Genomic DNA, 22,698 nt, shown 5'->3' with positions numbered 1-22,698 from the left:
GGAGATTTTGAAATTTTACATTAAGTAGAGATATTAGGAGTGAGAGACGTGAAAGAACAAATTAGACGAGCCCATAATTTTAATGCTGGACCTTCCGCTTTGCCTTTAGCCGTTTTGCAGAAGGCGCAAGAGGAACTGGTAGATTTTCGTGCCAACGGAATGTCGGTTATGGAGTTAAGCCATCGCAGTGCAGCCTTTGAAGAAGTACATAACACAGCCATTGCCAAGATGCGCAGCCTACTTTCTATTCCTGAAGAATATGAAGTGCTTTTCCTTCAAGGAGGAGCGAGTTTGCAATTTGGCATGATTCCGATGAACTTCCTGCAGCCTGATAGCACGGCAGCTTATATCATGACAGGAGCTTGGTCTGAAAAGGCGTTGGAAGATGCTAAATTATACGGAAAGCCTTACGAAGCAGCTAGTACAAAAGGGGAGAACTATCGCCGTATTCCTTCCTTTGATGAGCTGCGTTATCAGCCTACGGATGCTTACGTTCACCTTACATCCAATAACACCATTTTTGGAACTCAATGGTCTAGCTTCCCTGACACCGGTGATGTTCCCTTGATCGGTGATATGTCCAGTGATATTATGTCGAAGCCCGTTGATGTAAGCAAGTTTGCCATGATTTACGCTGGTGCACAGAAGAATCTTGGTCCTTCTGGCGTAACGGTCGTCATCATTCGTAAAGATATGATTGAGAGAGCAAACAAGAATTTACCTGCCATGCTGCGATATAGCACCCATTCCAAAAACAATTCGTTGTACAATACTCCTCCAACCTTTGGCATCTATATGCTAGGAGAGGTTCTGAGTTGGATTGAGGAAACGGGCGGATTAGAGCAAATTGCCAAACGCAATGAAGAGAAGGCTGGTCTGATATATGATGCAATCGATGCGAGCCAAGGCTTCTATGTAGGCCATGCCGAGCCTAATAGTCGCTCGCTGATGAACGTGACCTTCCGCGTGAAGGATGAGACATTAGAGAAGCAATTCCTTGCCGAGGCTAAGAAAGAAGGCTTTATCGGAGTTAATGGTCACCGTTCAGTAGGTGGATGCCGTGCTTCGATCTACAATGCCGTTCCTTATGAGTCCTGCTTAGCTTTCCGTGAATTCATGCTCCAATTCCAGAAGGTGAACGGGTAAGCATCATGAAAAACCTCCAGTCGGGAACTGGAGGTTTTTCCTTGTTCTTCGGTTGCGGGACATTCTTATCTAGACATAGACTGTAGTAAATGGACCGGAAAAGAAGAGGAGTGAAAGTGTGATTAAACAGCCCCAAAAACTAAAAGCTTTTCTTCAGCAAGTCGGAAATGATATCGAAAGTACCTTTGGGGATAATCATATGTCTACCATTTTGCACGGAGGAATTGTCCTAAACGAGTTTACGCTTCATTTCAGCGATATTGATTTGATTGTTGTTTTAAGAGAAGCCTCGCGAAAGGACGTTAGTCTGTTAATAGGATTATGGAATGAGTGGGAAAGCAAGCATCCTTTCGGAGAAAAACTTTGGATCAATTTATTAGGAGTCAAGCTATTGACTGCTAATAAGGGGACGGCATGGACGGTTAGTAAAAAGGGACTGCGGACAGTTCAAGGCATGCCGATTGACGGAATGGAACTGCATACCCTCCTTAACCACGGTAAAACCCTAAAAGGGGAACATCTGATACACCGTTTTCCTCGTCTACCCAAAACCTATCAAGCCGATGAGCTGGGAAACTTCTATCGAATATTAGAAACCTACTCTATGACGACACCTCTTCAGCCCTATTACCATCGTGAACGACCTACGGATGATGACATTGGAATCATTTTAACTTTCCCTCGATTTCTCTATAATCTGAAGACAGGAAAAATCCTGACAAAGTGTAAGGCTGCCCAATGGTATGCTGAGCGATACAAGCCTTTTCGAGAGGAGCTGCTAACGATAGCGAAGTTCCGTCTTGAACCCTCCACTAAGGATCCACAAGCGATTCTTGCCCTTTACCAAAAGGTGCCCGACATGATCCCCTACTTCTGGACAGAGTACTTCCGTCACTTCAACTTACAGATCTCTATCCCAGCCCCGATTTCACTCGGAACCACCATCCTTTACCAACATACCTTTACGGCTATTCATTCAGGGTTAGTGAGGCTTTCTCCCTAATATGCTCTGGATCCCTTTGGCTTGATTCCAATAAAGAATAGACCAATCGTCAAACTCGGTTCGCAGTTCATCGGTTTTTAACTTAAAAGCTGGATTCATCTCGGGAGGAGCATGATCTTCCTGATAGAAGGTTTCCATAAACAATAACCCTTCTTTTTTCACGGCCTGCTTCAAAGAGGGAAACAGTTTCCGGTCGAGAAAATAGGTGACGATGACTAAGTCGTACGCTTCTTCTTGCAGTTGGATCTGATCTAGGTCCTGCTGCTGCGTTAGGATAGACAAGCCATGGTCTGTTGCTTTTTCTTGTATAAAATCTAAGGCCACATCGGAGACATCTACAGCTGTAACCTGGTATCCATGCTTAGCTAAATAAAAGCTGTTGCCGCCTAAACCACAGGCGAGATCCAGGCAACTTCCTCCTGTCAGATAGGAGCTTACAATACCTAAAAGAGTCTCGTTTGGCGGTGGGGGGCAGAGTCTCTCCTGGAGTTTTTGTCGATATTTTTCATTCCATTTGATTCGATCCGCTGTAGCCATTTTTTTCCTCCCTGAGGTTTTTAAGATTGATGACAAAGCTTCTATCCACTATACTTTAACTGTATTTAATATTGAAGAGCAGGGAGTTAATTAAAGTGAAGGCTGAACCATTTTTTACCCACCCGGTGGGGATCGTCGTAGCTTCCTGCGGAGCAACGTTTCTCTGGGGAAGCTCGTTTCCCTTTATCAAGCTCAGTTATGCAGCACTACATATTGAGCCTGGAGAAACGTTTGAGCAGCTTTTATTTGCGGGGTACCGATTCATTCTGGCTGCTTGTCTGATTCTCCTCTTTATCCGAATTCTAGGGAAACCCACCGGTCTAAAAACGCAGACTCTCCCTAGCTTAACGAAGGTTGGTTTGTTTCAAACATTCTTCCAATACCTATTTTTCTATGTGGGGCTGAGCTACAGTACGGGGATTCAAGGCTCTATTATCGCCGGAACCACGTCCTTCTTTCAGATTATCATTGCGCACTTCCTCTACCAGAATGATTTTTTAAGCTGGCGGAAGGTATCAGGTCTGTTGATTGGCTTTATGGGGGTCATCGTTGTCAGTTTATCCAAGGGAAGCTATCATTTTTCCTTCGGTATAGGCGAAGTCTGTTTGTTAATTGCGATGTTTTGCGGCGCATTAGGCAACATCTTCGCCAAAAACGAAGCGGCTAAACTAGACATTCTTTATATGACCTCCTATCAGATGCTGTTGGGGGGAGTAGGGCTTACTTTAGCGGGAGGACTAGTCGTTGGTTTTACCCCGTTTCCTTTTACCGCTGCATCCATTCTTATGCTTCTTTATTTAGCCATCCTATCGGCCGCTGGTTTTGTTCTGTGGAATAATGTCATGAAGTACAACAAGGTGGGCAATATCTCGATGTACTTGTTTTTCATTCCTGTGTTCGGCGTGGCGCTTTCCGCGGCGATCCTTGATGAACCCTTACACGGGCTTGTATTTGTAGCTTTAGCATTAGTGGTGGCTGGAATTATTATCGTTAACCGGGGGAAGTCCGAGAAAAAGTCTGTAGTAATAGAAAAAGAAATCGTTCTCGAGAAACACAACTAAAATTATATTTTTAATAGGAATTTCTAGGTAGTTTAGCGAAGTAAGTAAGCAGGGCTGAACCCTTTAAGGAAAAGGGTTCAGCCTTGCGATACATAAAAGCTAGAATGGATAGGGGGCGCGAAGATGGAAGTATTAGCAGAAACGAAAGGTGGGATTGGCTGGATTACGCTCAATCGGCCAAAAGCATTGAATGCTCTTTCTTACGGTATGGTTACAGAGATCGAAAAACTACTCCTCGCGTGGAAGGAGCAAGAAGATATCGCCGTCGTTTGTCTTCAGGGCGCAGGTGAAAAAGCTTTTTGTGCCGGAGGGGACATTCGCTCTCTTTATGATCGTAGAGACGACCGCATTGTCGAGTTTGCTTCGCCTTATTTTCAAACTGAATATCGCATGGATGAATTGATCTATCACTATCCTAAGCCCATTCTTGTGTTCATGGATGGACTTGTCATGGGGGGCGGTGTAGGAATTTCCTATGGAGCCTCTCACCGGATTATAACGGAAAAAACCAGATGGGCGATGCCAGAGATGACGATTGGCTTTTTCCCTGATGTCGGTGCGAGTTATTTCCTAAACCAGATGCCGGGCGTATACGGACGCTACTTTGCCTTGACTGCGGAAACTATTTTGCCTCCGGATATCCTGTTGGTCGGAGCTGCCGATTATTACGTACAGCATGAGAAGGTAGAGAAGCTCAAGCAAGAGCTGCAAACCATAGACTGGAAGTCAAAGGAGCCCCTTGCTCTAGTGGATGGATTGTTGGAACGTTACGGGGAGAAGGGGCCGATTGACTCCTCTTTAGAACAGCGTGAAGCCCAGATTAACCAACACTTTTCCAAAGAAACGGTGGAGGGGATTGTGGAATCCTTGGCTCGTGCTGCGGAGTCTGGCGATGACTGGGCAAAAGCTCAACTGAACACCTTGCAGGACAAATCTCCAACCTCTTTAAAAGTCACCCTTGAGCAACTCAAGCGAGGCCAGGGAAAATCGCTGTCAGATTGCTTTGGGATGGAATGGAAAATGGCTCTTAACTTTATGCAAAACCATGACTTCTTTGAGGGAGTTCGAGCACTCCTCGTAGATAAGGACCGCCAGCCGCATTGGAAGCCGGCTACCTTAGAAGAGGTCACGGAAGAGATGGTTGCTGGGTATTTTAAATAGTTTGGGAATGGGAGGCGAGGATCCGCCTCCTTACGACGTACGCCCCCGCGCGGCCACCTTCCAAACCTCTTTCTTGCCGTTATCATCTACTACAATGACTTGATCTGCTAGATTGACAATTGGGCAGCTATGATTGGGGATAATCTCAATGATGTCGCCCACTCGAAGCTCTGTAGGACCAGCTACCTGTATCACGCCATGCTCCTCTGAGAGTCTCGTAATCGTTAGCTCCGGATGACCGAGCACTTGTCCGAATCCGGCCACTCCTTTGGTTCCGTGTGCTCCTTGATCGAGCGCGAGTGTTTTCGCACCGGCATCCATAACCAATCGATCTACTGCAGGATGACTGACGATCCGGGCAGCCACTCGCAGGGAGCATTGTTCTTCCGTTGCTACACCAAGTCGAATTTGCGTTAGATCATTAAAAACGTAGTTGCCTGGACGTATTTCGGTAACTCCTGTGATCTGACCGGAATGCCGAACGGTTGGAGTGGCCCCCACACTCACTTGATGAAGGGTTAAACCCTCGGACCGAAGCAGTCCTGCGTTCTCGACCATGTCGAAGCCTTCTTGCCTCGCGATTCGGACAACTTCTTCCGGGGTAGCTGCACCGTAGGCATGCCCTGCATGAGTCATTATTCCTACGACTTCCACGCCTGGCAGTCCAGACACTTGGTGAAACAGGCTTAAGGTATCCTGGCCAGGCAGCACCCCGCATCGTTTTAACCCTGTGTCTACTTCAATTAATACCTGAAACTGTAGCTCATGCGCAAGAGCATAGCGAGAGAGGGCCTCCGCTTGAGCCACGCCATCAATCACCGTGGTTACTGCGGCGACCGTCTTAAGCTGGGCAAGGCGGGACAGCTTTTCTTCACCAAGGATGGGATAGGCGATCAAGATATTGCGAACCCCATGAGCGGCCATCACTTCAGCTTCACCTATTTTAGCAGTGGTAATACCGATGGCTCCTGCTTCGAGCTGCATGTGAGCAATCTCTATCATTTTATGGGTCTTGATATGCGGACGAAGGGCAAGTCCATGCATTTGGGCAAACTCAGCCATTTTTTCAATATTCTTTTGTAGACGTCCACGATGAATGAGAACGGCAGGTGTATCGAACTCTTCTGTAATCCATGTTTTGGCCATAAAATCAATCCCCTTTGCAATGAAACTCTCTCCATATTGTACCATATAGCTAGACCGGTTTTCTGGATTTGGGTTATGATAGACCATAGATCATACTAAAAACAGGGGAGGAACTAAAACGATGTCTAAGTTGTTTGAACCTTTTTCTTTAAAAAGCTTAGAGCTAAAAAATCGTGTCGTCATGCCGCCGATGTGTCAATACTCAGCGCTTGAGAAAGATGGAATGCCGACTTCATGGCATCTTGTCCACTATACAAGCCGTGCGGTGGGGGGCGCTGGACTTATCATTATCGAGATGACGAATGTAGAAGACAGGGGAAGAATTACGGATCATTGTCTGGGGATTTGGTCGGATGAGCACGTCCCAGCTTTTAAGCAAATTATTGACGAGTGTCATAAGTATGGGGCGAAGGTAGCCATTCAAGTGGCGCACGCAGGGAGAAAAGCACAAGATGCCCCAGAGCCTGTTTCCTCTTCCCCGATCGCATTCAACGATAAGTTTAAGACTCCTCGTGAGCTGACGACAGATGAAGTGAAAGAAATAATTACGAAATACCAAGCGGGTGTTAGACGAGCCGTAGAGGCTGGGGTCGATACGATCGAGCTCCACGGTGCTCATGGTTATTTAATTCACCAATTTTCTTCACCTTTAACCAATAAACGAACAGATGAGTATGGACAAGATCCATTCCTTTTCGGAGAACAAGTGATTCGGGCAGCGAAGGAAGTCATGCCTGAAGACATGCCACTTATCATTCGAATTTCCGCAAAAGAATACACAGATGGTGGATATGACGTTGATTATGCCGTAGAGATGGCCAAGCGATACCGAAACGCGGGGGTAGATGTGTTCCACATATCCTCAGGGGGCGAAGGTCCCATTGGTTCAGGCGGAACACCTGGCGCTCACCCTGGTTATCAAGTGCTGCTAGCAGAGCGAATTAAAAAAGAAGTAAACGTGCCAGTGATTGCAGTAGGTCGATTGGACAATGCGATCCTGGCTGAGTCCGTCCTTGGGAACGAGCAAGCGGACCTGATCGCTGTGGGACGAGGCATGTTACGCAATCCTTTCTGGGCGAATGAAGCCTCCATTGCACTAGATAGCAACCCGTTAACCCCTAAGCAGTATGTCATGGGTTATAAAAAATAAACTTATTTCATCCCTATAGGTATTATGTTATAGTGATACATGAGTGTTCGAAATTCCCGCCACTCAGCAAAAAAACTAGGGAGAGAAAATGAAAAAAGCGATAATGGCTCCCATATGCTTATTTATGGGGGTTTTTCATTTTCTTCAAGGAGGCCCAACATGTCTGAATATAAAATACCAACGAAAGTACAGAAGCTAGGCCAGGATATTGGTTTAGACCAGTTGAAATACCATCATAAGCGGGTAGGGGTAGTCAAAGAATTTACGTTTGATGCCGCACATCATTTGCACGCCTACGACGGGAAGTGTGTAAACCTGCATGGACACACCTACCGAGCCATTGTGCATTTTAGCGGCTTCGTAAATGCGATCGGGATTGTTGTGGACTTTTCGGATATCAAGCGCGTGTTTAAAGAGCAAATTGAGGCGAAACTTGATCATAAATACCTCAACGAGGTCTTGCCGCCGATGAACACCACCGCGGAAAATATGATTGTTTGGATTTGGGAGGAGTTAGAGAAAGCTCTGGCTCAAATGGAAGGGGATTCCTTACGTATTGAGGAACTTACTTTATATGAAACGCCTACAAGTTATGCTTACCTGAAGCGGGAATGGATGGAGGCATAATGGAACAAACACGTAAACTTCCAATGGTAGAGATTTTTGAAACGGTGGAAGGCGAAGGTCTGAAAGCCGGCTTTTTAACCACCTTTGTTCGCTTATATAATTGTAATCTTCGCTGTGTATGGTGTGATACCCAATACAGCTATGCGCCGCATCCGCCTGAGTTCTATGCCACGATCGAAGACATCGTGGAACAAACCGCTCAGTATGGGAATCCTCACGTTTGCTTAACCGGGGGAGAGCCTCTTATGCATGGAGAGAAGTCGCTTGCTTTGGTTCGAGCCTTAGCAGATGTGAAAGACATCCAGGATATTCACATCGAAACGAATGGTGCCATTGACTTGTCTCCCTTTCAAGAAGAACGAAAGGCCAATACTAGTGTAAAGGAAAAAGTACGCTTCGTTCTGGATTACAAGCTGGCTTCAAGCGGTGAAAGTGAGCAGATGATCCTTTCCAATTTTGATCTGCTCGAACCTCAGGATGAAATCAAATTCGTTGTTGGGGATGAAGCCGAATTTCAAGAAGCAAGCCAAGTGATTGAAGCACGCTATAAGCAAGGGCAAATTCTCTTTAGTCCGGTCTGGGAGAAGCTAGCCCCTGCCGATCTCGTAAAGATGCTGCTTCTATCGCCATATAAGGGAGCGAAGCTAAGCCTTCAAACCCATAAATACATTTGGCATCCGGATACGAAAGGAGTCTAAATCAATGTCTAAAAAAGCAGTGGTCATTTTAAGCGGAGGCCTCGATAGTACGACTTGCATGGGGATTGCGCAAAACGAGGGTTACGAATGCTATCCAATCACCTTTGACTATGGGCAAAGACATAAACATGAAGTGGAGCATGCCAAACAGGTAGCAGCCTTTTACAAGGCTCCGCAGCACCGGATCGTAGACCTTACGTTTCTTGGTCAAATCGGCGGGAGTGCGTTAACCGATGCTTCGATAGACGTCCCCGACTATTCCGGGAGTGAGGATATCCCTGTCACCTATGTTCCGGCTCGCAATATGATTTTTCTTTCTTTGGCAGCGGCCTATGCAGAGGTTGTAGGAGCAGAGGTGATCTATATTGGAGTAAGTGCAGTGGATTATAGCGGTTATCCGGACTGCCGACCTGAATTTATTCAGTCCATGACTCAAACGATTAATCTAGCAACTCGTGCTGGAGTAAATGAAGGAAATCTAAAAATCCTCGCTCCATTGACTCATCTTTCGAAGGCTGAAACCATTAAGCTTGGATTAGAGTTAAATGTACCTTATCAATTGACAACCTCTTGTTACCGAGGGGATGAAGTGGCATGTGGAACCTGCGATAGCTGTCAGTTTCGTCTGAAGGGCTTTGAAGAAGCGGGAGCCAAGGATCCCATCGTATATAGGTAAGATGTAGAGATTGGGCCATACTAAACCTGATAAAGGGAGGTGGCCTTATGAGCATGAAACTCGTAGCGGTAAGAAAAGACGATCAAGGAAAGATTACGCATTTCTTAACCGATAAAGACACCGTGATCACGGTAGCGGAAGCCGACGATCTAGCGCGTAATCGAGAGCTTGACACCTTATCCGAGGTTCACGCGGATGGTTCCTGGGTCATTAGCGGTGACGATGGCGTCCAACCGATGGAAGGACATAACTTAGGAGACCTTCCAGAATTTTAAGCTAAACCACACAGTAACCTGCTGTGTGGTTTTCTTTCTTTTGCAAACTTTGGTAAGATAAAAAGATGGGTCAAGCTAGACGGAGGGAGATCAAGACATGTTAAAAATAGGGTCACATGTGTCATTTTCGAAAACAGGACTGCTGAATGCTACGGAAGAAGCTTTAAGCTATGGTTCTTCTACCTTTATGATATATACAGGAGCACCGCAAAACACCAGGCGCAAGCGCATGGAAGACTTATACATAGAAGAAGGCAAAGCGCTTATGGAGCAGCATGGAATTACCGATATTGTCGTGCACGCGCCCTATATCATTAATCTGGGGTCTTATAAAGACGACACCTTTGAATTGGCGGTTAACTTTCTACGGGAAGAGATCAAACGTACGGCTTATATCGGAGTAAAGCATATCGTGCTCCACCCAGGAGCTTATACAGATAAAGATCCTGAATATGGAATTCGGCGAATTGCTGAAGGGTTGAATGAAGTATTAGAGGCTGACCAAGACGTACATATTGCGTTAGAAACGATGGCGGGAAAAGGAACCGAGATTGGTAGGTCATTTGAGGAGCTTGCTTCGATTATGGAAAAAGTGAAATACAACGAGAAGTTAGACGTCTGCTTCGATACATGCCACACCCACGATGCAGGCTATGACATTGTGGGCAACTTTGACCAGGTGATAGAAGATTTCGATCGGATCATTGGATTGGACAAATTAGCCGTATTCCACATCAATGACAGCAAAAATATGCGAGGAGCGGGTAAAGACCGCCATGCTCCGCTGGGCTCTGGGTTGATTGGCTATCAGGCACTGAAAAATATCGTCCATCATGATGCCGCCAAAGGAAAACCAGTTATTCTAGAGACGCCTTGGATTGGAAAAGACAAAAACCAAGTGTATCCAATGTATGAAGTTGAAATTGCTTTACTAAGCCAACGAGTGGAAGAAAGATTTGGCCGCGACTTTTTAGAGGATGTAGACAAGCTCGGCCACTTTTTTGCTAAGCAGGAACTCCAGCCGTATGAAACGGTTCAGACGATTTGGTCTGATCTTCAGGATAAAAAGAAAAAGAAAGAGGATTCGAGAGAGCCCCTCGAGCGGTTATATGACCTGGTAGAAGAACATCAGGTGCTTGCCGAGATGGCTGAAGATCAGCGCCTGTATCGAATCCTCGGATGGCTTGCTGAGGCTCATCAACGATCGTAATAAAAAAAACCCCTTGTCACGACTAGTCTCGTGATAAGGGGTTTTTCTATACGTAGGTTCCCAACACCTTAGGAACAAATCGTTGGGTCTCTCGGGGCAAAAAGGCTTGAACCGCCTCCCAGGTTTTTACGTTACCGGCTTTTTTTATCGCTCGGTCAACATTACCTGGACCTGCATTATAGGCTGCTAAAGCCAATCGCAGGTCTCCGTCATACTTGTCCATCTTATCTTTTATATATTTAGCTCCGCCTAATACATTTTGATAAGGGTCGTGAGGATTAACTCCGAGTTCTTTCGCTGTACTTGGCATCAATTGAAACAATCCAACGGCCCCTTTTGAGCTGCGTGCGCTCAATTTAAATCCGGATTCGTTATGCGCGATCGCTGCTAGGAGCTGTGGATCGATATCGACTTCTTTGGCTGCTTTCACGATATAGTCCTTCACTTTTGGTGGAGCAGCCTGCAAAGGACCTGTCTTTACCGGTTGTGGCTTCGCAGGTTGAACGGCTGGTGCCACAACCGATGGTGTAGGACTAGGCTGTACGTCTTGCTGTACCGGCAGGGGAGCCAAAGTGGCATAGGCCTGATTGAGTTTGCCAAGCCAATGCTGATAGTCTGTTCGAACCGCTCTTCCGTTTTGTGAAGGGTCATAGACGGTTGCCTCTACGGTCGGGTGTTTTTCATGAAAACGAGCGGAGAGGTCCACCCCTGGTTGATAAAGCTCTGTTGGCACTCCCAATGCCACAAGAGCTTCACGTTGCTTCTGAGCCCAATGATGGGCTCCTTGTGCCAAATCACTTCTTCCTTGGAGCTTATACTGCGCAAACGCCACTTGTGAGCGGGCGATTTCATCTAGATGCTTGTCTATCAGTTCCTGGAAAGCAGAAGAAGGGCTTTCTGTTGATTGATTTGCCTCTGTATGAGTCGAGGCGGGATAGATAGATGGGTTGGAACCCGCCGCACCCGACACTCCTATCGTCATTTTGGTCTCCCCCTAACAGCCAGTCTTCCAAGAATCAACTAATCAAAAACCACGGTCTTATTCTTATAAACCAATACTTTATCTTGAATATGCCAAGAGACTGCTCTAGCCAGGGCAATGCGCTCAGCTTGGCGACCAACCACTTTTAGTTCCTCTACAGTATAGCGGTGGTTTACGCGAAGAACATCTTGCTCAATGATGGGACCTTCATCTAGATCATCCGTTACATAGTGAGCTGTCGCACCAATTAATTTCACCCCTCGGTCGAAGGCTCTTTTATACGGATTGGCTCCGATAAAAGCTGGCAAGAAGGAATGGTGGATATTTATAATACGGTGCGAATATTGTGCCACAAAGTCAGAAGAAAGGATTTGCATGTAGCGAGCTAATACGATGAAATCAACCTTATCCCTCATGAGGTATAGGGCTTTTTGTTCAGCGTCCTTCTTGGTTTCCGGTGTAACAGGGATACAGAAATAAGGGATTCCATAGCTCTCAACTACTTCTCGGGAGTCTTCATAGTTACTGATGACCATTGCAATATCTACCGGGAGCTCCCCGGCCTTCCATCTCCATAGAAGCTCCATCAGGCAATGATCTTCTTTTGAAACGAAAATGGCCATTCTCTTTGTTCTTTTTTCAGCAGAAATATTCCATGTCATGTCAAACGGTTGGGCGACTGATTGAAATTCTTGTTCGATGCGTGCTAAAGAGGCATCAAAGTCCTCTAAATCAAACACTACTCTCATGAAAAACATGCCGCCAACCGGGTCTGTTGTATATTGATCAGATTGTACGATATTAGCCCCGCACTCCAAGAGGTAACGGGATACTGCGGATACAATCCCAGGTTGATCCAAACAAGAGATAAGCAGCCTTGCTCGATTTTCATTTGCTTTCCACTTCATCATAAAAGCTTCCTCCATCCTATCAGTGTAACTGCTACTGACAGGTCTATATTTTTAAATATTATACCACCCCTGCAGGATTTTTGTAGTGGAATTATGGACAGCCCAAAAAGAGGGAATACAGGGTAGTGTAGCATTCACTCTTTTCATACAAAGGATGACAGGAAGATGGAAAAAAATTCTTATGAGGTGCAAGCGAGGTATAGCGACCATTCCTATTGGACTTGGACGGAGCGGGTTCAAGGAATGCAATCTCTTTTCACGCAAGAGAAGTTTATCTCTGCAAATGAGTGGAAGTGCCGTAATATGTGTCAATATTTTGATACTCCCAGACCTCATTCCAGTATTTTCCTACTTCATTATGTAGAACCCGACCTTCCATCCAAGGAAAATCCGGTTCTTTTTGTCCATGGAGCGGGTCACTCTGCCGAGAAATCCTGGCGGCCTGAGCTGATTCTGCAGGTAGGTCGGGTAGGACGTCCTGTGTTTGCTGTGACCTTTGCCCACCCGCATGGAGACAATCTTTTTCAAGCGGTTCAATTGCATAATGCCATTAGACGAATTCTAGAGCTAACAAATGGCGATCGAGTGGATCTTGTCGCCCATAGCAAGGGGGGGATCGTGGCTTGGACGTTTTTAGCGGGATGGGGAGCGCCGTGGGGTGCCTTACCCCATGGACTTGTGGATAAATATTTCATGCTGGGTACGCCCAACCGTGGCTTAGACTATCCCTTCCGACATGTAAGCCCCAATTGGTGGGTGAAATATCAAAATACCAGCGCACCCGTATCATGTGATTCTATGCTATGGTATGGGCATTATATCGACACGACCGAACATAGCTTATATGAAGGTGGGGCCTTCCCCGGGCTTTCCCAGCTGTTATTTCGATGGGATGACACTTTTCCCGTCCATATAATTGCTGACACCCTGTATTTTGGAGGACAAAATTGGCTAATGCATTCTAAGGGAATTGAGGGGGCCATTCAGGACGGTGGAAACTATATGGAGAAACTGCTACAATCCCCAGTAGAACAAGATTTGGAGCTGCACGTCTTAGCTGGTAATCTGCCCATCATTCAGGGATGGTGGACCGAGTGGGATGGACCAAGCGATGGACTGGTATTTGTTGAGAGCGTCCTAGACACGGACGGCCTAACGAATGATCTGACCCAGGTCAAGAGAAAAACCGTTTTACCACTCAATCACCTAGATTTGCTTTATCATCCTACTGCGCACGATTGGGTGTTAGAGGGGCTGCTTCACTAGTGATATATAGAGGGAGAGGAGAAGGTAATCGTGTATGTGAAATATCTGCTGAAATTAGAAAACGAGGACGGTACCGTCGAGGAACAAGAGTTTATTTTAACTCCAGCTACGCTCACGTTGTTTGAGGTATTGATGGCCAGCGGATGGGAAGTGGCCGAAACCCTAGAAGAAAGAAATGGATAACGACTTAAAAAAGGATACCCGTGAGTCCAAAAGACTCATTGGGTATCCTTTTTTCACCTTATCTTGGAGCTACCGTAGTCGGAACTGGACTAACCCCGCCATAAGCGCCGCCGCCAAATGGATATTCATAATTTAACTCTTCGTCAAAAGTAGCATAATCAAAGTTCACCATGAGAAGAAGGTGGCGAACGCCAGTTTGTGGATCACTGATGATAAGGTGATCTCGACCTGCGGCTTCGATACGGCCTCTAAACACCTTCGCATTCCATTGACTGTTGTTTTCATAAGTAAAATAGAAGGTACCGATTTTTCCACGGTTTAGGCGCAATATATTCTCGACGAATGATTGCTCAAGCGGAAGCATGCCAGGAATCTGTGGTGCTCCTGTAGGGGCACCAGTAGTCAATCCTGGAATTGTAGAGCCTGCTGGCTGTGGAGGGAAAACAGGGGCTCCTGGAAAACCGGTTGTTGTAGTAGGGAAGCCAGGAAATGATGGTTTCATTCCATACATGGAAGGCATAGCTGCTGGCGGCATCGTGCTTCCCATTCCATACCCGTATGTGGGAAAAGGACTTGCTGGTGCCGTTTGACGGCTGTTTATAGTTGTGTACTCTTCGCTACCGAACTCCTGCATAAAGCTCACTCCTTAATAATTATAGACTTCAGGACAATCTGTATTGGTTGGCTTGTAGAAACAATGGGACTTGTATCTTCCGACGTTCCATTGATTCCACCAGCGAGGCGGACAATTCCCTGCAGGCTTAAAAAACCATAAACTAAACTCGCCTGGATGAAGTCGGTCTCCATTGATTATACGACGCGCCAGCCTGAGCTCACTTTCTCTTGCTTTTTGATAAAAATAAGGCTTATCGACGGCTTCGTAACCGCCAGGTTTCTGCCAAACCATTTGGGGAATTGTGCGTATGTCCTTGAAATCAAGGCACGCACTGCGTACGCGGTTTACACTGACATTTCCTACTAAAAGCATGCCTTGTTCGCCTTCACCCTCAGCTTCAGCTCTCATTAGCCTCGCTAGTAGCCTAACATCCTCTTCACGAGCTTTGATTACTGCCATAACTTCACCTCACTTTTTTTATCACAATTACATGATATTGAGGTATCGAAATTTGGTGACTCGCCTATTGGTTTTTTATTGTTTTACATAGGAAAGTAGCTCTAATGAAAAACTAGAAGATACGAAAGCAAATAAGGAGGAACTGAACGAATGCAACGAATCCTACTGATGCTTATGTCTCTTTTGTTGGCTGTTATGGCCATAGGATGTGGCAATAAAGAGCAAGCCAAAGGCGGAGATGAAAAAAAGGCAAAGACGCAAAAAGCCCAAACGACCCAGACCGAGAAGCCCCGTCTGCGACAGAATGACCAGTTTAATCATTCTGCTTCACTAAAGATGCAGGAGGTTGTCAAAGAGGTTCCTGAAGTCACTGATCCTGTCATTGTCGTTTATGAAAAAGATGCGGTATTAGGCTATCAGGTTAAAGGAAATGCGAACCCGCAGGAAGTTCAAGCTCTCGTCATTCAAAAATTAAAAGCGGCCATGCCGGATTATCGAATCCAAGTGGGTTCGGATCCGGATTGGTATGAGCAAGTGGCTATTTTACACCGAGACACTATAGAGTCAGAGGGTCGGACGGTTAAAAATCTTGGAGCAGACTTTAGGCAATTGCTGAATCGAAAGTAGTGAAAAGAGGGCTAACACAAAAAGCCCTCTTTTTCTCGTGAAGATGAAACTCTTGACACCTTTACACGTATTACTTGGTAGCGAAAAAACTTAACCATTCAAAATTCGTGTTGGAGGGATACCTGATGTTTTTTACACCGTTTACCATCTTGATCCTTGCTGCGTTTGGATTAAGCTTATGGGCTTCCTTTCGCGTTAAGGGCACATTCAAAAAGTATGATGATGTAGCTATTTCTTCCGGCATGACAGGAGCAGAAGCCGCGCGTAGACTACTCGATGCTAACGGTCTGTCACATATCCCTGTTCAGCATGTTCCCGGAAATCTTACAGACCACTATGATCCATTAGCTAAGGCTGTTCGCTTGTCCGACGCAGTGTATGGGAGTAACTCCGTAGCAGCGGTTTCCGTTGCTTGTCATGAGGTCGGGCATGCCATTCAAGATAAAGTTCAGTATCCCATGCTGGTGGCAAGGCATCGGATTTTCCCTGTAGTCAATTTCTCTTCTGGAATTGCGCCATTGTTATTGCTTGGAGGTTTTTTCTTCAAAATTCAGGGGCTGTTGCTTCTTGGGATTATCTTGTTTAGTGCGGCTGTACTGTTCCAGGTGGTTACACTGCCGGTCGAGTTTAACGCCAGTTCTCGGGCCAAAGATCTCATGATCAAAATGGGGATCATCCGAAACAATGAAGAACGAGGCGCCAGCCGAGTTTTAGGAGCTGCTGCCCTCACTTACGTTGCTGCGGCACTGATGTCTGTTCTGCAGCTTGCTGAATACCTTTGGATTTTTACGAATCGCCAAGAAGACTAGTATAGCCAAGCCTCTATCTCTTAGATGGAGGCCTATTTCTTTTTTGGGGGAAATATAAATGGAGGAGTAAAGTAAAGGAGGAAGCTGTGACGATGGATCATTTATATCCTCAGCCGAAAGAACTCAACGAAACTAGAATGCTCGGGACGGTTGGCAGAATCCACTACAAGGATCCGCTCTTCAGATGGAAGAAGGAATGGCACTGTGCTGTATCGACAGAAGGAGAGATTGAAGTGGAGGTTTATGTAGAACATCTCCCTCCACAAGAAGGATTTCTCCAAGAGAAGAAACATCTAATCAAAGAGGAAGGGTATTTTATTCAGATTAGGCAGATAACAGAAAACAAAGCCGCAGTCTGGATCTCGGCAAAATCGAAACGCGGCTACTACTATGCGTATCAGACCTGGAAGCAACTGATAAGCAGACCGTTAGAGGAAGGGTGGATTCTTGATTTCCCGCAAATGGGACGTAGAGGTTGGGTAGAAGGTTACTATGGTGCCCCCTGGTCACATCAGCAGCGCCTAAGGGCACTTGATATTCTTTCGGAACAAAAAATGAATACGTATGTATACGCTCCTAAAAATGATCGATTCCACCGGGAGGTTTGGGCAGAGCTTTATCCACCGCAGGAGCTTGCCCATTTGGCGTCACTGATTGGATATTGTCAAAAGGTTTGTATCGACTTTGTTTTTGCCGTAAGCCCAGGTCTATCCATCGAGTATTCTTCACCTGCGCATATTGAATCCTTGTTTCAAAAGTTTAAGCAGCTGTACAAGCAAGGTGTTCGTCATTTTGGTTTGTTTTTAGATGATATCCCGCTTACGCTCATGCATGAGGCGGATCGATCCCAGTTTGGGGATCTTCCAGAAGCGCACATTCATCTTACGCAAGCGATATACGGGATGCTCAAAGACCTCGACCCTAGCAACCAGCTCCTGGTTTGTCCTACTCAATATTTTGGAAAAGGAGATGAAGCCTATATCACTCGTCTTGGCAATGCGCTCCCGGAGGAGATCCTATTATTTTGGACAGGGCGAACCATCTGCTCGCCAGAAATTGATGTAAGAGAAGCACGGATCTTTTACGAACAAACAGGCCATCAGCCATTATACTGGGACAACTATCCTGTCAATGATGCGAATATGAGGGATGAGATGCATATTGGCCCTTTCCTCAATCGGCATCCCCAGTTGTATTTGTATTCATCCGGATTGATCGCGAACGTGATGGAATATGCAGAGGCGTCCTTAATTCCTCTGATTACAATTGCCCATTACCTGTGGAACCCTAACGCCTATGAAGCACAGGGAAGCTACCGTTATGCGACCCAACAAATTGTGGGCCAGAAGTTGACAACCGACTTTGCCATGATCAGCGATTGTTTTAATCAATCCCCTATCTCTCCTTTGCCAGGTGGGGAGTTGCTGATGAGGTGGCTTGAGCATCAACGAAAGTGGCCAAATGACCCTACTGCGCACGAACAGTTCCAAGAGGTTGTTAGACAGTATCAAAACGCCGTAAAGCGGCTCTTTACAATGGAGAATACAGCGTTGCTTCATGAGCTCTCTCCTTGGATGAAAAAAGTGGTAGAGGATTTGCAATACTTGCTGGATGTATTGACAGCCCCAACCATTCAGGAGATGGAGAATATGGCCGAAAAAGCCTATCGGGATCAAGTCCAAGCACTAGGATTTTTCCCCTATTTAATCAGTAGGGAATTGATTAACCAAAAGAAAAAATGACCCCAATTGTCGGGGTCATTCTTATACTTTGATTTTTAAATGTTCTTTATAGGGAGTGAAATCAATTTGCTTTTCTTTCAGTCGGGCCACAAGCCACTTATGATCTCGGGCAGGTGTGGCTAAAATATAGCCCTTGATTACAAGGTCCTGGTTAATTTGCTTGGCTTTCGCTTCTAGAGCTAGTTGGCCAATTTTACCGGCGATTGAACGTTTAGCGACATCTCGAAAAAGGGTAGGGACCGGCTCAACTAGTTCATCGAGAAGCTGGAGGGTACGATCATCCCATAGTGCCCGGGTTTGATCTATATAATGGTCCTGCCAGTCAAGGTCCGATTTGCCGTCAGACTTCGGCATAGACTTCAAGAATTTGCGGAACATGAAATAGCCGCCAATAAAGAAAAGGGAAATCAGAATTAACATCCAGATCACCATAAATGATCCAAAGAGGGTGGACATAAGCAAGCACGTTTCCTTTCTGCTAGTACAATATGTAAGAGAAATGCCCCACCCTAGGCGGGATGGGGGTGTATTTCCTCTTCCGATTCGGGGGGAGAACAATCCTCACATACATTTAACTCGATCCGACGGACATCACCTTGCTTTAATTTTCCACAGACAAGGCAGTAATACGTATGCAAGCGCATCCTCTCCCTTCGACTTTATTAAGAAATTATATCATAAATCGACGATTTTCAGAAGAGGCGTTAAACCCATCTTCTGTTAATTGTTGATGGCCGCTGCCTCAAAAATAATGCCAATTTTATCGGAATAGGTGATAGAGTATCGGATTCCCTTGTTAACAATCTGTCGATCCTCCTTCAAGTCTTCTGAAGCGAAGATTCCCAATCCATCGATTAATTGGTTTTTATCTGTCTCTTCTAAATGGGGTTGTACCGTGGATATCGTTTGCTCGATAAGCTCCAAAGCTGTACCGTCATCTTGACCCAGCATCATCAACTTTTGTAGCTTGCCATCCTTACCTAGGATTCCCATTATTTTCATATCATCCGTGAAATAGTGCGTAAACGAGCGAAATTGATCTTTTTCGACAATTTCCAATTTAGGCATGGCATGAGAGGATGCCATTTGTTTTCCGATCTGATTCCAATGTTGAGTAAACTCTGAGGTATTCATCCCTAACGTAGGGGATGAAGTAGCATGTCTTGATTCTCCAAGCGATAACCAAAATACAGCAGCAACTAAGAGGATGAGAACGGTGCCTGCACCCATAAGAAGGGGCTTTCTGCTACTTCTATGTGGGCTGTCTGGTTTTTTCCCAACATGAAACCGAGCATCTGGCCGATAATGCTCCAAGATCTGTTTAACCTTGCGCACGAGGTTCCCGCCTGTAGACGGCACTTTGTTGAGGGAAATCTTATTTCCAGCGGAATCCACAAAAATGGTCCCCATCAGGTTGCCATCTTGAAATTCAATAGAGGATTTATAATCAATTTCGCTTATGCTGGCATAGGGAAAAGGAGTCCAGGATTTGGCATCAAGAAAAATGAGCCGATGATTCGTTGCAAAAATTAATCCATTGGTCGTCTGATACGTTCCCATGGTAAACGCCTGAATTTCTTCCCCGCTGAGAAACACATTGGATAATAATTTAATTTCAGGCCGGTTGATGATTTTCATTCCTTCTTTTCGGTCAATTCTGACGATCTGGGCGATAATATCTTCTACCTTCATCGGGAGGCTCCTCTCACATACAGGACTTACTATTCTCCCATTTTACCAACTGACGGTATAGATTCCTATGTAAAATAAAAGCGGAATCCTGAAAAATAAGCGAACTTTCCCGGGCAAGCGCAGAAAAAGACAGAAAACAACAGTACCCCCGCGAGTTTTGTCAACTACATTTAACTTTGTTGAAGACAAATCCAGAAAGATGAACCCTATTACCTATTTACTTTTTCAAACACTGGTGACTTTAGGCCTATTGAATATGCATCTGGTATCGTTTACTGTTAAGATAACGATGGAAGGATATACTACTTACAATTAATACACTACTTATACTTGGAGCGATGCCATGACTTTTGACAACAGAGGCCTGTCGTCATCTCATTCTGCGTGGAGTAAGGTTTTTCGCAAAGGTCAAGCCATAGAACAAACCTCCACTCGTGACCTTGAGATATCTTTGTTGGCATCAGGTGAAGGGACAGAAGTAATCCATCATACGTTGAATGCCGGAGGCAGATGGTCCCTATTGCCTGAAGAGGGGTGGGACGCACTTGAGCATATTTACATCCTGTCCGGTACGTTAAAATGGCAATCGCCCAAAGGTGACGTCATCTTGCAAGCAGGGGACTGCTTTGCCGCTCATCCCGTTCAGGAGCATATGCTGTTTGTTGCGGAAACCGTTGTACAGTTCTTATATGTAACCTCGCGTCCTGTTTTCCACCATTACAGCAAGACTACGAAAGAATTCATGGACTTAGCCATCGCAATTGAAGAGAAAGATGGTTACACCGCTGACCACTGTCATCGAATCCAAGACTTTTCGATGCTTGTAGGCAAGAAAATGAACTTGTCTACTCTTCAGATGCACGCACTTGCCTTTGGCTCTTTTTTCCATGACATTGGTAAAGTTAAGGTGCCTGAAGCGATATTACTTAAGCCTGGTCGTTTAACTCCAGAAGAATATAATATTATTAAATTACACACTACATACGGTCGGGAAATGCTCGAACAAACACAAATTCCCCAATTAGCCGCAGCTGGCTTTATAGTCGAACAACACCATGAGCGCATGGATGGCAGCGGCTATCCAAAAGGACTCAAAGGTGAGGAAATCAGCATTGAAGCTTGCATTGTGGCGGTCGTAGACTCCTATGATGCGATGACTACGGACCGAGTATATCAAAAGGGCCGTTCAAAAGAACAAGCCTTAGAAGAAATTCTCCGCTGCCGAGGTACCTTGTTTCATCCTGATGTTGTCGATGTATTCATTAAGTTATCCGCTCAATTCGATACTGAAAGGGGGTGAAGAATATGAAGAAGCGTTTTGGACTTATTCTTAGCACATTGTTAGTAGGACAAGCTTTAATGATGGGTGTTGCTGGGGCGGATAGTGTACCAACAACAGTGGAAAATGGAGTTGATACAAGCACACAGCAACTAATTAATGATCATATCTTAGTGTTAGGAGTTAACCCTAAAGTTGAGGTGAAAGTCCTTTCTGGAGACAGAGAAAACTTCCCTGTATCGATGAAGGATAGTATCATCCGAGCAGCTAAGGTTATTGAAAATACTAAAGATAAAACTATCCCTACCCTAATACTCTTTGAAGATTCAACAGGTAGAGATCTTTTTGTAGTCGATCCACCATCCGCAATACCTTAGGGCTCTCTGACATAAGGTATGAAGCAAAACACATAATGAAAGAGGACTTTTGTGTGAGAGTCCTCTTTTTGTGTTGAAACTAGGGGCAAGGCATGGTGGCATGCCCGGATCAGGGCACTAAAACTGCCGTTTGAAGCCCTCGAAGTTGGCTGAGGCCTGGATCAGGGCACCAAAACCGTCGTTTGATGCCCTCGAAGTTGGCTGAGGCCCGGATCTGGGCACTAAAACTGCCGTTTGATGCCCTCGAAGTTGGCTGAGGCCTGGATTAGGGCACTAAAACCGCCGTTTGATGCCCTCGAAGTTGGCTGAGGCCCGGATCTGGGCACTAAAACTGCCGTTTGATGCCCTCGAAGTTGGCTGAGGCCTGGATTAGGGCACTAAAACCGCCGTTTGATGCCCTCGAAGTTGGCTGAGGCCTGGATCAGGGCACCAAAACCGTCGTTTGATGCCCTCCAAGTCACCTGAAGCCTGGATTAGGGCACCAAACCCTAGACCATGCCCTCGTAGCGGCAAGCTCACCCTAATCGGCCGATTCTAATCCCAATCCCAATCCCGAACTACGACCTTCCCAAATGGGTATAAGCAGATTCATCGTGCGCCTCGCCCAACTCATCCACACGCATGATTCCAGCAACATCATCGGAAGCGATGGCCTGATTTAATTGGTTTAAACGCTTCGCTTCCTCTTGTGTGATTTCTACATCACCGGCTTGAATATCTGGCATGACTGCATCCCTCCTTTCTGTCCTTTTGTAGTATGTACAAGAGGAGGGTTTAAAAGTAGCTGAAATTGCCGATAAATAAAGATATTGACAGCGTTATTAGAAAAACAATAAAATATACCTATTAGTTTTTTCAAGGCTTAAATGAGTTTAAAGGCTATGAATGAGGAATAGTACATGGGACCGAAGCTGTTCAGAGAGTTGACGGAAGGTGCGAGTCAACGCTAAGGACATGGAACTCACCTCAGAGCTGCAGCGTGGAATCTAGTATACCTGCCGTTACCCGCGTTAAGGGATGAGAAGTGAGTACGGTGTACTAATTAGGGTGGTACCGCGGGAGAAC

26 protein-coding genes and 1 other annotated feature (1 of these 27 cut by a window edge) are annotated in these 22,698 nt (G+C 45.7%); of the genes, 17 read left to right on the top strand and 9 right to left on the bottom strand.

The window, feature by feature from the left end; translation table 11 throughout:
• The first annotated feature begins 48 nt into the window (after positions 1 to 48).
• Complete coding sequence (serC, locus tag EIZ58_RS14525; protein WP_134701511.1) at positions 49 to 1,146, top strand: 3-phosphoserine/phosphohydroxythreonine transaminase; 1,098 nt, start codon at positions 49 to 51, stop codon at positions 1,144 to 1,146.
• 118 nt (positions 1,147 to 1,264) lie between these two features.
• Positions 1,265 to 2,149, top strand: a complete 885-nt coding sequence (locus EIZ58_RS14520) for an aminoglycoside adenylyltransferase domain-containing protein (protein ID WP_134701510.1) — start codon at positions 1,265 to 1,267, stop codon at positions 2,147 to 2,149.
• Here the strand turns inward: EIZ58_RS14520 and EIZ58_RS14515 are convergent.
• Positions 2,129 to 2,686, bottom strand: a complete 558-nt coding sequence (locus tag EIZ58_RS14515; protein ID WP_134701509.1) for a methyltransferase domain-containing protein — start codon at positions 2,684 to 2,686, stop codon at positions 2,129 to 2,131. The genes EIZ58_RS14520 and EIZ58_RS14515 overlap by 21 nt on opposite strands.
• A gap of 95 nt (positions 2,687 to 2,781) precedes the next feature.
• On the opposite strand from EIZ58_RS14515, the gene EIZ58_RS14510 reads away from it, so the two are divergent.
• Positions 2,782 to 3,747, top strand: coding sequence for a DMT family transporter (locus tag EIZ58_RS14510; protein ID WP_134701508.1), 966 nt, complete (start codon positions 2,782 to 2,784; stop codon positions 3,745 to 3,747).
• 123 nt (positions 3,748 to 3,870) lie between these two features.
• Complete coding sequence (locus EIZ58_RS14505) at positions 3,871 to 4,908, top strand: enoyl-CoA hydratase/isomerase family protein (RefSeq protein WP_134701507.1); 1,038 nt, start codon at positions 3,871 to 3,873, stop codon at positions 4,906 to 4,908.
• 30 nt (positions 4,909 to 4,938) lie between these two features.
• Here EIZ58_RS14505 and EIZ58_RS14500 read toward each other — a convergent pair whose 3' ends face one another.
• Positions 4,939 to 6,054: an alanine racemase gene (locus tag EIZ58_RS14500; protein WP_134701506.1), complete on the bottom strand. Its 1,116-nt coding sequence runs from the start codon at positions 6,052 to 6,054 to the stop codon at positions 4,939 to 4,941.
• 121 nt (positions 6,055 to 6,175) lie between these two features.
• Here EIZ58_RS14500 and EIZ58_RS14495 point away from each other — a divergent pair, with 121 nt between their 5' ends.
• From EIZ58_RS14495 to EIZ58_RS14470, 6 genes are all read left to right on the top strand, one after another.
• Positions 6,176 to 7,204 carry an NADH:flavin oxidoreductase/NADH oxidase gene (locus tag EIZ58_RS14495; protein WP_134701505.1) on the top strand — a complete coding sequence of 343 codons (1,029 nt, stop codon included), beginning with the start codon at positions 6,176 to 6,178 and terminating at the stop codon, positions 7,202 to 7,204.
• Positions 7,205 to 7,363: 159 nt separating this feature from the next.
• A complete protein-coding gene (gene queD, locus EIZ58_RS14490; protein WP_134701504.1) occupies positions 7,364 to 7,831 on the top strand; it encodes a 6-carboxytetrahydropterin synthase QueD in 468 nt (155 codons plus the stop codon).
• Complete coding sequence (locus EIZ58_RS14485; RefSeq protein WP_134701503.1) at positions 7,831 to 8,529, top strand: 7-carboxy-7-deazaguanine synthase QueE; 699 nt, start codon at positions 7,831 to 7,833, stop codon at positions 8,527 to 8,529. The genes queD and EIZ58_RS14485 overlap by 1 nt, the downstream gene beginning before the upstream one ends.
• Before the next feature lie 4 nt (positions 8,530 to 8,533).
• Complete coding sequence (gene queC / locus EIZ58_RS14480) at positions 8,534 to 9,205, top strand: 7-cyano-7-deazaguanine synthase QueC (RefSeq protein ID WP_134701502.1); 672 nt, start codon at positions 8,534 to 8,536, stop codon at positions 9,203 to 9,205.
• A gap of 47 nt (positions 9,206 to 9,252) precedes the next feature.
• A complete protein-coding gene (locus EIZ58_RS14475) occupies positions 9,253 to 9,480 on the top strand; it encodes a hypothetical protein (RefSeq protein ID WP_134701501.1) in 228 nt (75 codons plus the stop codon).
• A 97-nt stretch (positions 9,481 to 9,577) separates the two neighbouring features.
• Positions 9,578 to 10,690 (top strand): deoxyribonuclease IV, encoded by a 1,113-nt coding sequence (locus EIZ58_RS14470; RefSeq protein WP_134701500.1) that lies wholly within the window; start codon positions 9,578 to 9,580, stop codon positions 10,688 to 10,690.
• 46 nt (positions 10,691 to 10,736) lie between these two features.
• Here EIZ58_RS14470 and EIZ58_RS35055 read toward each other — a convergent pair whose 3' ends face one another.
• On the bottom strand, positions 10,737 to 11,672 hold the full coding sequence (locus EIZ58_RS35055) for a lytic transglycosylase domain-containing protein (RefSeq protein WP_134701499.1): 936 nt from the start codon (positions 11,670 to 11,672) through the stop codon (positions 10,737 to 10,739).
• 38 nt (positions 11,673 to 11,710) lie between these two features.
• Complete coding sequence (gene purU / locus EIZ58_RS14460; protein WP_240689088.1) at positions 11,711 to 12,583, bottom strand: formyltetrahydrofolate deformylase; 873 nt, start codon at positions 12,581 to 12,583, stop codon at positions 11,711 to 11,713.
• Positions 12,584 to 12,748: 165 nt separating this feature from the next.
• Between purU and EIZ58_RS14455 the strand changes: the two genes are divergently transcribed.
• On the top strand, positions 12,749 to 13,849 hold the full coding sequence (locus tag EIZ58_RS14455; RefSeq protein ID WP_134701497.1) for an esterase/lipase family protein: 1,101 nt from the start codon (positions 12,749 to 12,751) through the stop codon (positions 13,847 to 13,849).
• Positions 13,850 to 13,879: 30 nt separating this feature from the next.
• Entirely contained in the window at positions 13,880 to 14,032 is a 153-nt protein-coding gene (locus EIZ58_RS33395; protein ID WP_167577712.1) for a hypothetical protein, read from the top strand.
• 58 nt (positions 14,033 to 14,090) lie between these two features.
• On the opposite strand, the gene gerQ is transcribed toward EIZ58_RS33395, so the two are convergent.
• Both gerQ and EIZ58_RS14445 read right to left on the bottom strand, forming a co-directional pair.
• Entirely contained in the window at positions 14,091 to 14,666 is a 576-nt protein-coding gene (gene gerQ, locus EIZ58_RS14450; RefSeq protein ID WP_240689086.1) for a spore coat protein GerQ, read from the bottom strand.
• A 12-nt stretch (positions 14,667 to 14,678) separates the two neighbouring features.
• Positions 14,679 to 15,107, bottom strand: coding sequence for a cell wall hydrolase (locus EIZ58_RS14445; protein ID WP_134701496.1), 429 nt, complete (start codon positions 15,105 to 15,107; stop codon positions 14,679 to 14,681).
• A 150-nt stretch (positions 15,108 to 15,257) separates the two neighbouring features.
• Here EIZ58_RS14445 and EIZ58_RS14440 point away from each other — a divergent pair, with 150 nt between their 5' ends.
• The 3 genes from EIZ58_RS14440 to EIZ58_RS14430 all read left to right on the top strand — a co-directional run bounded on the left by EIZ58_RS14440 (position 15,258) and on the right by EIZ58_RS14430 (position 18,285).
• The gene (locus EIZ58_RS14440) at positions 15,258 to 15,734 is read left to right on the top strand and encodes a YhcN/YlaJ family sporulation lipoprotein (protein ID WP_134701495.1); all 477 of its coding nucleotides are present in this window, start codon (positions 15,258 to 15,260) and stop codon (positions 15,732 to 15,734) included.
• Positions 15,735 to 15,859: 125 nt separating this feature from the next.
• Positions 15,860 to 16,543, top strand: a complete 684-nt coding sequence (locus tag EIZ58_RS14435) for a zinc metallopeptidase (protein ID WP_134701494.1) — start codon at positions 15,860 to 15,862, stop codon at positions 16,541 to 16,543.
• Between the two features lie 92 nt (positions 16,544 to 16,635).
• Positions 16,636 to 18,285, top strand: a complete 1,650-nt coding sequence (locus tag EIZ58_RS14430; protein WP_134701493.1) for a protein O-GlcNAcase — start codon at positions 16,636 to 16,638, stop codon at positions 18,283 to 18,285.
• Positions 18,286 to 18,306: 21 nt separating this feature from the next.
• Here the strand turns inward: EIZ58_RS14430 and EIZ58_RS14425 are convergent, their stop codons facing one another.
• Positions 18,307 to 18,741, bottom strand: a complete 435-nt coding sequence (locus tag EIZ58_RS14425) for a DUF2621 family protein (protein WP_134701492.1) — start codon at positions 18,739 to 18,741, stop codon at positions 18,307 to 18,309.
• A gap of 264 nt (positions 18,742 to 19,005) precedes the next feature.
• Positions 19,006 to 19,977: a PH domain-containing protein gene (locus EIZ58_RS14420; protein WP_134701491.1), complete on the bottom strand. Its 972-nt coding sequence runs from the start codon at positions 19,975 to 19,977 to the stop codon at positions 19,006 to 19,008.
• 343 nt (positions 19,978 to 20,320) lie between these two features.
• Between EIZ58_RS14420 and EIZ58_RS14415 the strand changes: the two genes are divergently transcribed.
• Positions 20,321 to 21,277: an HD-GYP domain-containing protein gene (locus EIZ58_RS14415; RefSeq protein WP_134701490.1), complete on the top strand. Its 957-nt coding sequence runs from the start codon at positions 20,321 to 20,323 to the stop codon at positions 21,275 to 21,277.
• Between the two features lie 5 nt (positions 21,278 to 21,282).
• Positions 21,283 to 21,633, top strand: a complete 351-nt coding sequence (locus EIZ58_RS14410) for a hypothetical protein (RefSeq protein ID WP_134701489.1) — start codon at positions 21,283 to 21,285, stop codon at positions 21,631 to 21,633.
• A gap of 557 nt (positions 21,634 to 22,190) precedes the next feature.
• Here the strand turns inward: EIZ58_RS14410 and EIZ58_RS33390 are convergent.
• Entirely contained in the window at positions 22,191 to 22,358 is a 168-nt protein-coding gene (locus EIZ58_RS33390; RefSeq protein ID WP_167577711.1) for a hypothetical protein, read from the bottom strand.
• A gap of 147 nt (positions 22,359 to 22,505) precedes the next feature.
• Positions 22,506 to 22,698: a binding site (T-box leader), on the top strand; it runs 17 nt beyond the window's last position.

The organism is Ammoniphilus sp. YIM 78166 (genome assembly GCF_004522215.1).
Classification (GTDB): Bacteria; Bacillota; Bacilli; order Aneurinibacillales; family RAOX-1; genus YIM-78166.
The sequence above is the reverse complement of the archived record's forward strand: the minus strand, read 5'-3'. Positions and strand labels throughout refer to the sequence as shown.

Excerpts from the sequence above, each read along its gene's own strand:
- EIZ58_RS14415 (WP_134701490.1), top strand. The coding sequence starts at position 20,321 with ATGACTTTTGACAACAGAGGCCTGTCGTCATCTCATTCTGCGTGGAGT.
- purU (WP_240689088.1), bottom strand. The coding sequence starts at position 12,583 with ATGATGAAGTGGAAAGCAAATGAAAATCGAGCAAGGCTGCTTATCTCT.
- EIZ58_RS14470 (WP_134701500.1), top strand. The coding sequence starts at position 9,578 with ATGTTAAAAATAGGGTCACATGTGTCATTTTCGAAAACAGGACTGCTG.
- EIZ58_RS14425 (WP_134701492.1), bottom strand. The coding sequence starts at position 18,741 with ATGTCCACCCTCTTTGGATCATTTATGGTGATCTGGATGTTAATTCTG.
- EIZ58_RS14505 (WP_134701507.1), top strand. The coding sequence starts at position 3,871 with ATGGAAGTATTAGCAGAAACGAAAGGTGGGATTGGCTGGATTACGCTC.
- EIZ58_RS14455 (WP_134701497.1), top strand. The coding sequence starts at position 12,749 with ATGGAAAAAAATTCTTATGAGGTGCAAGCGAGGTATAGCGACCATTCC.
- queC (WP_134701502.1), top strand. The coding sequence starts at position 8,534 with ATGTCTAAAAAAGCAGTGGTCATTTTAAGCGGAGGCCTCGATAGTACG.
- EIZ58_RS14410 (WP_134701489.1), top strand. The coding sequence starts at position 21,283 with ATGAAGAAGCGTTTTGGACTTATTCTTAGCACATTGTTAGTAGGACAA.
- EIZ58_RS14500 (WP_134701506.1), bottom strand. The coding sequence starts at position 6,054 with ATGGCCAAAACATGGATTACAGAAGAGTTCGATACACCTGCCGTTCTC.
- EIZ58_RS33390 (WP_167577711.1), bottom strand. The coding sequence starts at position 22,358 with ATGCCAGATATTCAAGCCGGTGATGTAGAAATCACACAAGAGGAAGCG.
- EIZ58_RS14495 (WP_134701505.1), top strand. The coding sequence starts at position 6,176 with ATGTCTAAGTTGTTTGAACCTTTTTCTTTAAAAAGCTTAGAGCTAAAA.
- EIZ58_RS14430 (WP_134701493.1), top strand. The coding sequence starts at position 16,636 with ATGGATCATTTATATCCTCAGCCGAAAGAACTCAACGAAACTAGAATG.
- EIZ58_RS14485 (WP_134701503.1), top strand. The coding sequence starts at position 7,831 with ATGGAACAAACACGTAAACTTCCAATGGTAGAGATTTTTGAAACGGTG.
- queD (WP_134701504.1), top strand. The coding sequence starts at position 7,364 with ATGTCTGAATATAAAATACCAACGAAAGTACAGAAGCTAGGCCAGGAT.
- gerQ (WP_240689086.1), bottom strand. The coding sequence starts at position 14,666 with ATGCAGGAGTTCGGTAGCGAAGAGTACACAACTATAAACAGCCGTCAA.
- EIZ58_RS14475 (WP_134701501.1), top strand. The coding sequence starts at position 9,253 with ATGAGCATGAAACTCGTAGCGGTAAGAAAAGACGATCAAGGAAAGATT.
- EIZ58_RS35055 (WP_134701499.1), bottom strand. The coding sequence starts at position 11,672 with ATGACGATAGGAGTGTCGGGTGCGGCGGGTTCCAACCCATCTATCTAT.
- EIZ58_RS14435 (WP_134701494.1), top strand. The coding sequence starts at position 15,860 with ATGTTTTTTACACCGTTTACCATCTTGATCCTTGCTGCGTTTGGATTA.
- EIZ58_RS14420 (WP_134701491.1), bottom strand. The coding sequence starts at position 19,977 with ATGAAGGTAGAAGATATTATCGCCCAGATCGTCAGAATTGACCGAAAA.
- EIZ58_RS14440 (WP_134701495.1), top strand. The coding sequence starts at position 15,258 with ATGCAACGAATCCTACTGATGCTTATGTCTCTTTTGTTGGCTGTTATG.
- EIZ58_RS14515 (WP_134701509.1), bottom strand. The coding sequence starts at position 2,686 with ATGGCTACAGCGGATCGAATCAAATGGAATGAAAAATATCGACAAAAA.
- EIZ58_RS14445 (WP_134701496.1), bottom strand. The coding sequence starts at position 15,107 with ATGGCAGTAATCAAAGCTCGTGAAGAGGATGTTAGGCTACTAGCGAGG.